The following is a 9,223-nucleotide window of genomic DNA, read 5'->3' as shown; positions in this document are numbered from 1 at the left end:
ATTCACTAGCCAACGATCCTGGAGGACACCATGGCAAACCCCACCACGCAGCTCGAGCTCACGATGAGCCGCGAGCTGCACGCGAACACCGAGACCGACACCATGCAGCGCTCGCGGTTCCGCACGGACACGCTCATCGCGGCCTGGTACGACGACGAGCCGAGCGAGCCGGACAGAGCGATCCGGGACGTTGCTCACGGATCTCGTGCACTTGGCCGACGCGCGCGGCGTCGACCTTCACCACGCGCTCGACCGGGCCGTGTGGATGGGCCGACGAGGAACGAGCCGACTGGGGACTGGGGAAGGTGCAGCGATGAGCAGCGGAACGATCCCCGACCTCGCCGTCGTCGCGGCCGCGGCCGACATGATCGGCAGGTGGCATGACGACGTGTTCAGCTCGATCAACATGACCGAGGGCCGCATCCTCGCCGACCTGTTCGACGAGCTGGGGCACACCGGCACCGCTGACCACATCATCCGCGAGACCTGGCTGGCCGAGAGCGACGGTGACCGCGACCCGCTCCCCTGGGCGAACGGCCACGGCTCCCGGCTCAGCGAGGACGAGTACGTGGCCCGCAGCGACGACCTCGCCCACAACGAGGCCCGCGAGCGGTTCCACTTCGACCCCCGCCTGGAATGGTCGGAGGACGAGGAATAGCCGCAACGGTGCCCCGCCGGGATCAATCGGCGGGCACCGTCACGTCTAGGCCAGATAGCTCGCCACGTCGAAGCTCTGCAACGGCCAGGCGTAGCGGGCGCGTGACGGATGCCGGGGGTGCCCGCTCTTGAGCAGGATCGCCGATCGACACCCAGTCACAGCCGGAGGCATCCGTCACCGAGGCGATGCCCTCAAGCATCTGCGGGAGGTAAGGGCGGGATCGGATCAGCTCGCCCCACGCGGCGACGATCGTGAGCTGGCGTTCCGCCGATGAGATCGGCGATGTGTCGCTCGTTTATCGGCTTGCAGCTGGGGTCGTGCACCAGGTGCATTGCCCTTGGGGTCGATGGGATCTCTGCGGGTAGAGGTTCGCATCACCCAGCTGTCGAACCCGTTTCGGGCCGCGAACCCCATGACCTTGCTGACGGTGCGATCCGGGTCTCCCGGCGCCGCGGTGCTGGGGTTCACACCGACGCACACGAGAGGGTTTACCGCCCCACCGTCCCCAGCACGAAGCGCGCAGAGTTGTCCGCCGTGCGCTCGTAGATCCACGTCTCAGTCATGCACGCCGCCGTCTCCCCATCGTCCTGCGCTCACCCGCCGGGCCCAATGTCTGACCCCTCACTTAGAGTGTAAGCGTCACATTCACTAGCAAGCGATCCGGGAGGACACCATGACCGAGCAGAGCGAAAAACCCGTTCAAGGGCGCAGAAATCATCGCCGTCTACACCGCAGAGGAGGCCGTCGCAGACGGGCTGCTGCTGCACTTCAACCCCCGCCACCGCCCTCGAGGCCGGATACCGGCTCACGGTACTGCTCACCCGCGCCGCCTACGAGGCCGCGGTGCTAGTGGACCCGCGGAGGGCGACTGGCAGAGCGAGGACGCCCGATTCTGGGACGTGCTCAACGTCATCCGCCCCACCGCCCGCCAGGTCGCCGGCGATCTCGTCCCGCGCGAGACCTACGTGCTGCGCGTGCGAACGCACCCGCTCCGGCAAACCGAGCACCGCCACCACCGCCAGCCGCCAGCGACTCCGCGTGAGCATCGAGGGGTACAACCTCACCGGCCAGGCGTGGCATCATCATCGCCCTCCCCGGCGAAGACTGACCCCCCCCACCAGCGCCCCGCCGGGATCTACCGCGGGGCGCTGCCGCGCTCGCCGCAGCAATGTCGGAGGCCTCCCGTAGCCTGTGAATGTCACATTCACCGCCTACGTTCCAAGGAGGACACCATGGCACCCACACCACTCACCGTCGACGAGATCTCGCGGACGATCCTCGAGCGGATGACCAGCAACCACGGCGGCTCGCTCATCGAGGCAATCGACGACGGCGCGTTCGTCGTCGACGACCAGGCCGTCGCCTACTGGGTCGGCCAGGCCGTCGAACTGGCCCGCCAGGGCATCGACGACGACACCGAGACCGACGCCCCGCCGGTCGGATACTCCTGCGCCGAGTGCGGCGTCCAGGACGCCCGCAACTACGTCGTCACGATCTTGGACCACGAGGACATCCGCCACACCCGCACAGAGGTCTGCATCCCCTGCGCCGTGACGGTCTCGGCCGAGTCCGTCGACAGGATCATCGCCGGGCTGCTCACCCGCTGACACCACCGGGGGCGGGCACCGCGCCCCGCCCCCCCCGACCCTCTGACGAAAGGACCAGCCATGACCCACCGCACTCACTCCCTACGACACCGGCCAGCGCGCCGAACCGGCGACCTGGACGCCGAGCAACTCCCACCTGTACTCGATGCCCCGTCGACGACCGAGCACGCATCCTCGCCCACCACGGCGACGACTTCGGCAAGGTCGACTTCGACAACGCCGAAGGACAGGCGATCGCCACCGTGTGGGGCGACCCCGACCGGCGACGGATGGACGCTGCACATCACCGAGCACGGAGCACCCCTCGCGCTCGCCGCAGACACCGCCCGCCTGCGCGAGCTGACCGGCGCCGCACAGGCGGCGATCGAGGAGGCCGAGCGCTCCACAGAGGCCGATACCATGGATGCCGTCTTCGAGGCCCGTGACGGGGCTGTGGACGCCCTCAGAGCACTCCTCGCGGCACTCACACCACCCGCCAGCTGAACCTCCCCCAGTGCCCCGCCGGGATCTACCGGCGGGGCACTGCCGCGCTCGCCGCAGCAATGTCGGAGGCCCCCGTAGCCTGTGAATGTCACATTCACCGCCTACGTTCCAAGGAGGACCACCATGGCAACCACCACCAACATCGAGTTCGCTCAGGGCCAGCTCGACATGCCCGCCCCGGTCACCGAGCGGCGCGGCGCCTACGTCGGGGAGATGGCCCGCACGCAGGCCCGATCTCGTCGCCGCCCAGGCGCAGGCCGCGGATCTCGCGCTGACCGTCGAACGGCAGCAGCGCGAGATCGACAGGCTGCGACTGCCGATCACCGACGCCGCCGACGACCGGCTCGCGGCGATCTGGGAGAAGGGTGAGCAGATCGCCAACGATGAGGGCTTCTGCTCCGAGTACGACCGGCTCGTGGAAGCGATCGGCGGCACCCCGCGCGAGCGCGACTTCCGGGTGACCCTCTCCGTCACACTGACCCAGCGCGTACCGTCTCGGTCACCGCCCGCACGTCGGACGAAGCGGAAGACCTCGCGATCGAGGCGTACACCGTCGAAGACGGTGATCGAGTCGCTCCGATCCGACAACTACGTCGCCGACTCGATCGACGCGGAAGTCAACCGACTGGGAGCGCGAGTAACCCAACCCCTGGCGGGGCGGGCACACCGCCCGCCCCGCCCCCTCGCGGCGCTCGCCGCTGCCAATGTCGGAGGCCCCCGTAGCCTATGAATGTCACATTCACTAGCAATCCGGGAGGATGCCATGACCACCAACCGCACCGTACACGCCGTCTGGTTTCAGTCCGTCGACCCCGAGGAGGCCTGCATCGGCGGATGCCAGTGGCACCCCGACAAACGCGCAGATCGACCGGTTCATCGAGTCGGAGCGCGCCTGGCGCAACGAGGTTGACTTCGAGTACCTGCGCAAGACCCTCACCCTGCCCGATACGATCCTGCCCGCCTGGCCGTCGACCAGCTGACCGAGGCGCAGCGCGCCGACGTCACCGACTGGGTCGACTCGCTCACGGGTGAGGTCGCATGGGATCGCCGCGTCGTGCTGCTGGGCAGCACTCACCCGGCGGCGAGCGGCGCCGGATCGACGCTGAGCTGGCAGCCGCACGAGGCTGACACCGCCGCGCTGGGCCCCGTCGACGAACGCGGGGCTCAGCCCAGCCCGTCCAGTTTGTCCAGACGGGTCGCGATGTCCTCTGCCCAAATGTTCTTCGACGGCCAGGATCGCACCAACGCCTCGGTCGCCTCCGGGAGGGTGTAGTCCCGACCTCCGGGATATTCGCCACGTCCGCCATCGGCGTGAGCGCTCAGAAATGTTGCCGTCACGGTCCAAGCCACACGACAGGCCAATAGTCGACTTGAGTGTCGTCTTCCGAGTCGACGTCGAAGTGGACTGAGTAGTCTCCCTCCCTTCCGACGCAAATGGCACTCGGCGTGACGCATAGCTCATCTGTCTTGGGGTATTCCAGGGGAACGCCTTGGGGAATGTCTCGAGCAGCCGCAGAGTACATCTCGTGGGTGGGCAGCGGGCGGGCGATAATGGCCCTCACCTGATCCATGAGCGCCCGCGCGTCATCGACCGTAGGCCCCTCCACGGACACCGCTAACCCGCGCTTCATGCCCGACGCGATCTCGGTCTCGAAGTATGGGCCGGATAGCTGCGCCCCTCGAAGGGTCGCTCGTCATAGAAGCGCTCAAACGCGCCAAGTTCCACGTCCTCAAACCTGTCTGCCCTCATGGCCGAGAGCGTACACAGGCCCGCGGTAGCAACCTAGATCCCCGGCGAAACCCCTCTCATCAACCGCTGCCCTCATCGCTCCGGTTCGCGAACGGCCAAGCGACCGAACACGTCAGCGAACGCGGCGCGGTAGCGAACCTCCACGTCCTCCGCGGACTCCTCGGCGTCGTCACCCACGCAACGAGCAGCTCGTCTTGATCGGCCAGCTGCCAGATCGAACGCCCGCCCTGGTGGCTGGCACCCTTCCGCGCGAACTGCCCCAGCCGCTTGCGCAGCCCGCCCACTTTCGCCTCTGCCTTGCCGATGTACAGCAACCGGCGTCCCCGACACCCACCGAGGCCGCGAGGTCATCCAAAGGGTAGGCGGATCCCGCCCGCGCTCGCGTCAGCTCGAGCAAGCTCCGGCGACGTCGCCGCCGGACGCAGCACCACGTAGATCCCCGCCTCAGTCGGCACCCTCGCGGCCGCAAGATCCGCGAATCGAACGAACCCCACGAACCCGACCGCCTCGAGCGAGGCCGATCCCACACGGCCGGCATCCGCAGCCCACCCGCCTCGCCGTCGCGATGGGTCGTCTTCATCGACGCATCGTCTCACGGCACCACAGGCGATGTCCCGGCTCCGGGCAACAGACCCCTCGGCTATGGTCTGAGCTACAGACGCCTGATGAGGAGACTCGTTCATGCCCAACGTAGACAGCAGCGGCCGCGACAGTTTCGGGCGGCGTGTAGAGACAGGGCTGGCAGCTGAACTCTTCAAGCAGCTCAAGCCGCTGCTTCTCGAAAGTGACATCGACCTCGACAGCGGCAAGGCCTACACAATCGACGAGATCAACGATGGCCTACAGGTGGCGATCCAACGTCACAACTTCATCATGGCGGTGCTACAGGTGAGGCTCGAAAAGAGGCGTTCCGCGCGATACGGCTCGCTGCAGAGTACTTGTGGGAGGCCGACTACGAAGACTTCTCCGACTTCCTCACCGGGATGACCCCCGACGAAGAACCAACCCCCGCGCAGATCATCGGGACGACGCTCAGCCTCCTGGATTCCTGGTTCGAGGACGAGGTTCTCACCGGGCAATCGCGCGCCATCCTTCACCGAACGCTGGGACGAGGAGTCAAAGCAAGATCATGTACCGAGATCTTCGTGCGAGCCAGAGAGCACAGAGCTTTCGACTCCTACTCGGAGTTCATCGGCCGTTGGGGCGGACTCGTCGTGATGACGTTTGCAATCGGCGTGGTCTTCGAGGGCCTCTACGCATGGAGTGAAGACGACGACTACTTCGTCGATGTCGCTGACGAACTTCTTGACCCGAGGCCTGGTAGCCCCTTCGCTCTCCCCCGAGCTCGGCCCCGCGCTCGCGCTCGCCATACCCGCCGCCCGTCGTTGTTGCTGTCACGTCGGCGATGTCGGAGGCCTCCCTTAGCCTGTGAATGTCACATTCACTAGCAACCGAGGAGGACACCATGGGTGCCACATCCACTCACAAGACGGCCGGCGTCAGCGTCAGCGACTACTTCGCGGACTACTTCACCAACGCCACGATCATCGCCAGCGGCACCCGCCGCGACCCCGACTACATCGGCGGGAGCTACGACTGGCCCTACGAGTTCTACGCCGCGGTGCGCTACAACGACGGCCACCCCCACGCCGGGGAGGTCTTCGCGTTCGTCGTTGCTCTACTCCGTCGCCCCGTCCAGCTACTACAACTTCACGTACAAGGACATGGACGAGACGGTCGGCCCCGGCGCAGTCCACGCACCCCGCCGGGTGCTCGAGGCCCTCACCCCGACCGACCACGAGTACGCCAACCAGTGGCGCGCCGCCTGCTGGGCGAACCTCGAGCTCGAGGAAGCCAGCCCCGCGTCCGCCGCGGCGACCACATCCGCTTCGCAGAGCCGTTCACCTTCGGAGGAGGGCTGCAGACCACCACGGAGACCGTCTTCGAGGGTCGAAGGGCGCGGACGTGCTCCGCGTGATCGACCACCACGGCGTGCGCGTGCGCATCCCCCGCTGGCGGGCACGCAGCTTACGCGCTCGCCGCAGCCAGCTGAGCGAGTGCGGGGCGCCCCACACAGGGACGCCCCGCAGTCCTCACCGCGCAGCTGCTCACGCGCCGGGGCGCCGGCGCCAGTGACCGGCGATCTCCCGTCCTGCGCGCGTGTGCTCCGGCACCCACACCATCCCCCGCCCATCCGGGAGCGCGGACAGGCTTGACCAGCCCATCTAGGGACTCCTCGAGCATCAGCGCCGCCGTATGGCGATCGCCACCCGCCCGCGAGGTACTCTGGCCTCCCGCGGCGTCGAAGACCCGCTGACGCAGCTCCGCGGGCGCGTCGAGGCTGTCTCCCCGCAGTCGCCGTGCAACGGCATCCATCCGAACCTCTTCACGGATCTCCGATATCCTGCCCGCGCCCGTGCGCAGCTGCCGCCGGAACCGCGACAGCTGCGCATCCGTCGACGCGCCAATGGCGACCTCGCCCGCCTCGCCTCGAGCGCCGCCTGATCCAGCGGTGTGTACTCCGCCATGACCCGCTTCCGCGCGCTCACCGCCCGGTCCCGCTCGAAGAACTCCCGCGACTCCGCCTCATGCCGCTCGCCGCTCTGCTGCCGGGGGACCGACGCACGCGCTTTGCCGGCAACCCCAACGACTTGAGGCGGCGAGCCAGCCGCTTCGACTCACGGTTGGACTGCAGCGCCCGCTCATACACATCCGGGTTCTCAGCCCGATACTGCCGCTGCCACTCGGTCAGGTGTTCCCGGTTGCGCTGCTGCCAGTCCCGCGACGACGCCTTCACCTTCTCCGGGCTCTGATCTCGACGCTGTCTCGCCCTGGCCAGCACCGCGTCACGGTTTGCGCCTCGTAGTAGCGCCGCGAGTACTCCGCCCGTCTTCTCTGGGTGCTCCGCGTGCCACCGCCTGATCGTCTCGCGCTTGCGCTCACGGTTAGCCTCGGTCCACCGCCGCACCCGCTCGCGGTCCTTCTCGCGCCGCTCCTTCTGCGCTCGCATCTTCCGCGACCGCTCCCGCATGTACTCCCGGTTCTTCCGGTTCACTTCGTCACGGTTCTCCGCGTGATACTTCGCCCGGTACGCGCGGATCTCCTCGCGATGCTCCTCGCGATACCGCTTCGCGTAGTCCCGCTTCGGATCGGCCGCAGCGCTCGCCGCAGCCGACTGCTCCTGCTCGGCGCGCTTCGCCTGCTGGCGTGCCTGACCCGCTCGCAGCCATGCCGCGTGAGGGTCGGTTGGTCCGCCAACCGGTCGCGCCGACGAGTCGTCGACGCCGGCGGACATTACGACTCCGCTGGCGCCAGCTCGAGCAACGTCTGGAACAGGGCGTACCGGTGAGCTGTCGGGTTGGTGATCGCCAGGCCGACCGCCTCTCGCAGCGGGGCGCGTTGCTCATCGGTCAGGTCGGTCACCGGCTCGAGGCACCAATCAACGTCGGTGTCGACGGTGTAGTCCGGCTCGTCGATGTGAATCTCTGGTAGTACGAGATCGCGCCAGCCCCACGCGCTGCAGGACGTCGTCTACCTCTTCGCGACTCGGCATCGCTCCTCCTCTCGTCGCGGCTTGTGCCCGTCTGAGGGGTATAGGCCGCATCCCGGCTGCTTCGCGGACACAGAGTGCATCGCTCGCTCGCCGGCGCAATGTCGGACCCCCACCGTAGCCTATGAATGTCACATTCACCACCTACTACGGAGGACACCATGAAGCTCACCCTCAACTTCGGGCACCGCCAGGAAGAGATCGACCTGGGTGAACCCGACGCCCGCGACGGGCCTGTTCGACAACGGCGAGATCGGCGCCTACGCCGGGAACATCTACCTGTACGTCGACGGCCGCGAGTACGGGTCGCTGTTCATCCACCACGACGACCAGGGGCCGATCATCGAGCTCGGCCAGTTCGACGAGACCGCCGACGAGTGGGTGACCCGCGCCGCGCTACGCGCCCTGCCGGCACACGTCGCGCAGCCGCTCGAGAACGCCGGCGCATGAACGGCCACGAAGGCGGCTCCAAGGACCGTTGCCGGTGGTACGTCGAGGTCAGCCCCCTCGGTGTGATCGCCGGCCCCCTCGAATCCGGGGCCACCTACACCACGACCACCCTCCGGTTCCCCATCGGATGGCGCGTCGGAAAGGTGTGGAGCAACGGCGTCGCGTCCGGCCCTCCCGAAATCTTCGGCATCCCCCGTCGAGTCGTCAGCGCCGCAGCCGGCATCGCCAGACAGATGCAATAGACCGAGCTGAGGGCGGCGGCAACTCGCCGCCCTCAGTGACGCACTCGCGATGTCCCCCAGCGATGTCCGACCCCCTCCCTAAGCTGTGAATGTCACATTCACTAGCCGACGATCCGGGAGGACACCATGGCAACCATCAACCAGCACCCGTCCGGCGTCGCGGACTGGGCCACCATCTGCGCCTGGATCCACGAGAACCGCCCCGACCTTTGGGAAGGCTCGGCCCCGCCGACGAGGACCGCGCACACCCGCGAGCTGATCCAGCAGATGCAGGCCAGATCGCCACTTGACCTCCGGGCAGGAAACACCTACCCTAGTAAATGTCACATTCACTACTAACTGAGTAGAGGGAGAACCCACAGACCCACAACCAGGGGAACCGCGCAACGCCGTTCCCCTCCCAGGACAGGCGCCACACCGCAGCCTGACGAGCGCTCGCCGCGCTCGCCGCCATGTCCCTCCCGGCGACCCGCCGTCCTCCCA

The 9,223-nt window shown here is 67.5% G+C and carries 13 protein-coding genes; 10 read left to right on the top strand and 3 right to left on the bottom strand.

The window, feature by feature from the left end; all coding sequences use genetic code 11:
- The first annotated feature begins 313 nt into the window (after positions 1 to 313).
- The gene (locus AB1285_RS26880; protein ID WP_005050845.1) at positions 314 to 658 is read left to right on the top strand and encodes a hypothetical protein; all 345 of its coding nucleotides are present in this window, start codon (positions 314 to 316) and stop codon (positions 656 to 658) included.
- 225 nt (positions 659 to 883) lie between these two features.
- On the opposite strand, the gene AB1285_RS26875 is transcribed toward AB1285_RS26880, so the two are convergent.
- Positions 884 to 1,138: a DUF1643 domain-containing protein gene (locus AB1285_RS26875; protein WP_429978251.1), complete on the bottom strand. Its 255-nt coding sequence runs from the start codon at positions 1,136 to 1,138 to the stop codon at positions 884 to 886.
- 752 nt (positions 1,139 to 1,890) lie between these two features.
- Between AB1285_RS26875 and AB1285_RS26870 the strand changes: the two genes are divergently transcribed.
- The 6 genes from AB1285_RS26870 to AB1285_RS26845 all read left to right on the top strand — a co-directional run bounded on the left by AB1285_RS26870 (position 1,891) and on the right by AB1285_RS26845 (position 7,003).
- Positions 1,891 to 2,265, top strand: coding sequence for a hypothetical protein (locus AB1285_RS26870; protein ID WP_005050838.1), 375 nt, complete (start codon positions 1,891 to 1,893; stop codon positions 2,263 to 2,265).
- Between the two features lie 60 nt (positions 2,266 to 2,325).
- Positions 2,326 to 2,748 carry a hypothetical protein gene (locus AB1285_RS26865; protein WP_429978250.1) on the top strand — a complete coding sequence of 141 codons (423 nt, stop codon included), beginning with the start codon at positions 2,326 to 2,328 and terminating at the stop codon, positions 2,746 to 2,748.
- Positions 2,749 to 2,833: 85 nt separating this feature from the next.
- Positions 2,834 to 3,478, top strand: coding sequence for a hypothetical protein (locus AB1285_RS26860; protein WP_429978249.1), 645 nt, complete (start codon positions 2,834 to 2,836; stop codon positions 3,476 to 3,478).
- A 1,701-nt stretch (positions 3,479 to 5,179) separates the two neighbouring features.
- Complete coding sequence (locus AB1285_RS26855; RefSeq protein WP_429978248.1) at positions 5,180 to 5,485, top strand: hypothetical protein; 306 nt, start codon at positions 5,180 to 5,182, stop codon at positions 5,483 to 5,485.
- A gap of 478 nt (positions 5,486 to 5,963) precedes the next feature.
- Positions 5,964 to 6,476 (top strand): hypothetical protein, encoded by a 513-nt coding sequence (locus AB1285_RS26850; RefSeq protein ID WP_429978247.1) that lies wholly within the window; start codon positions 5,964 to 5,966, stop codon positions 6,474 to 6,476.
- Between the two features lie 278 nt (positions 6,477 to 6,754).
- The gene (locus AB1285_RS26845; RefSeq protein WP_429978246.1) at positions 6,755 to 7,003 is read left to right on the top strand and encodes a hypothetical protein; all 249 of its coding nucleotides are present in this window, start codon (positions 6,755 to 6,757) and stop codon (positions 7,001 to 7,003) included.
- Between the two features lie 40 nt (positions 7,004 to 7,043).
- Here the strand turns inward: AB1285_RS26845 and AB1285_RS26840 are convergent, their stop codons facing one another.
- Together AB1285_RS26840 and AB1285_RS26835 are read right to left on the bottom strand one after the other, a co-directional pair.
- Positions 7,044 to 7,793: a hypothetical protein gene (locus AB1285_RS26840; RefSeq protein ID WP_429978245.1), complete on the bottom strand. Its 750-nt coding sequence runs from the start codon at positions 7,791 to 7,793 to the stop codon at positions 7,044 to 7,046.
- Positions 7,793 to 7,921, bottom strand: a complete 129-nt coding sequence (locus tag AB1285_RS26835; RefSeq protein WP_429978244.1) for a hypothetical protein — start codon at positions 7,919 to 7,921, stop codon at positions 7,793 to 7,795. The genes AB1285_RS26840 and AB1285_RS26835 overlap by 1 nt, the downstream gene beginning before the upstream one ends.
- Positions 7,922 to 8,258: 337 nt before the next feature.
- Here AB1285_RS26835 and AB1285_RS26830 point away from each other — a divergent pair, with 337 nt between their 5' ends.
- The 3 genes from AB1285_RS26830 (at position 8,259) to AB1285_RS26820 (ending at position 9,079) form a co-directional block, all read left to right on the top strand.
- Positions 8,259 to 8,498 carry a hypothetical protein gene (locus AB1285_RS26830; protein WP_429978243.1) on the top strand — a complete coding sequence of 80 codons (240 nt, stop codon included), beginning with the start codon at positions 8,259 to 8,261 and terminating at the stop codon, positions 8,496 to 8,498.
- Positions 8,495 to 8,740, top strand: coding sequence for a hypothetical protein (locus tag AB1285_RS26825; protein WP_429978242.1), 246 nt, complete (start codon positions 8,495 to 8,497; stop codon positions 8,738 to 8,740). The genes AB1285_RS26830 and AB1285_RS26825 overlap by 4 nt, the downstream gene beginning before the upstream one ends.
- 126 nt (positions 8,741 to 8,866) lie before the next feature.
- On the top strand, positions 8,867 to 9,079 hold the full coding sequence (locus AB1285_RS26820; RefSeq protein ID WP_429978241.1) for a hypothetical protein: 213 nt from the start codon (positions 8,867 to 8,869) through the stop codon (positions 9,077 to 9,079).
- Positions 9,080 to 9,223: the final 144 nt, after the last annotated feature.

It is taken from the genome of Microbacterium sp. NRRL B-14842, assembly GCF_050470785.1.
This window is presented reverse-complemented; position numbering and strand designations above follow the sequence as displayed.

Coding starts and splice junctions, on each gene's coding strand:
- AB1285_RS26825 (WP_429978242.1), top strand. CDS start 8,495: ATGAACGGCCACGAAGGCGGCTCCAAGGACCGTTGCCGGTGGTACGTC.
- AB1285_RS26850 (WP_429978247.1), top strand. CDS start 5,964: ATGGGTGCCACATCCACTCACAAGACGGCCGGCGTCAGCGTCAGCGAC.
- AB1285_RS26845 (WP_429978246.1), top strand. CDS start 6,755: ATGGCGATCGCCACCCGCCCGCGAGGTACTCTGGCCTCCCGCGGCGTC.
- AB1285_RS26880 (WP_005050845.1), top strand. CDS start 314: ATGAGCAGCGGAACGATCCCCGACCTCGCCGTCGTCGCGGCCGCGGCC.
- AB1285_RS26840 (WP_429978245.1), bottom strand. CDS start 7,793: ATGTCCGCCGGCGTCGACGACTCGTCGGCGCGACCGGTTGGCGGACCA.
- AB1285_RS26820 (WP_429978241.1), top strand. CDS start 8,867: ATGGCAACCATCAACCAGCACCCGTCCGGCGTCGCGGACTGGGCCACC.
- AB1285_RS26870 (WP_005050838.1), top strand. CDS start 1,891: ATGGCACCCACACCACTCACCGTCGACGAGATCTCGCGGACGATCCTC.
- AB1285_RS26865 (WP_429978250.1), top strand. CDS start 2,326: ATGACCCACCGCACTCACTCCCTACGACACCGGCCAGCGCGCCGAACC.
- AB1285_RS26860 (WP_429978249.1), top strand. CDS start 2,834: ATGTCACATTCACCGCCTACGTTCCAAGGAGGACCACCATGGCAACCA.
- AB1285_RS26855 (WP_429978248.1), top strand. CDS start 5,180: ATGCCCAACGTAGACAGCAGCGGCCGCGACAGTTTCGGGCGGCGTGTA.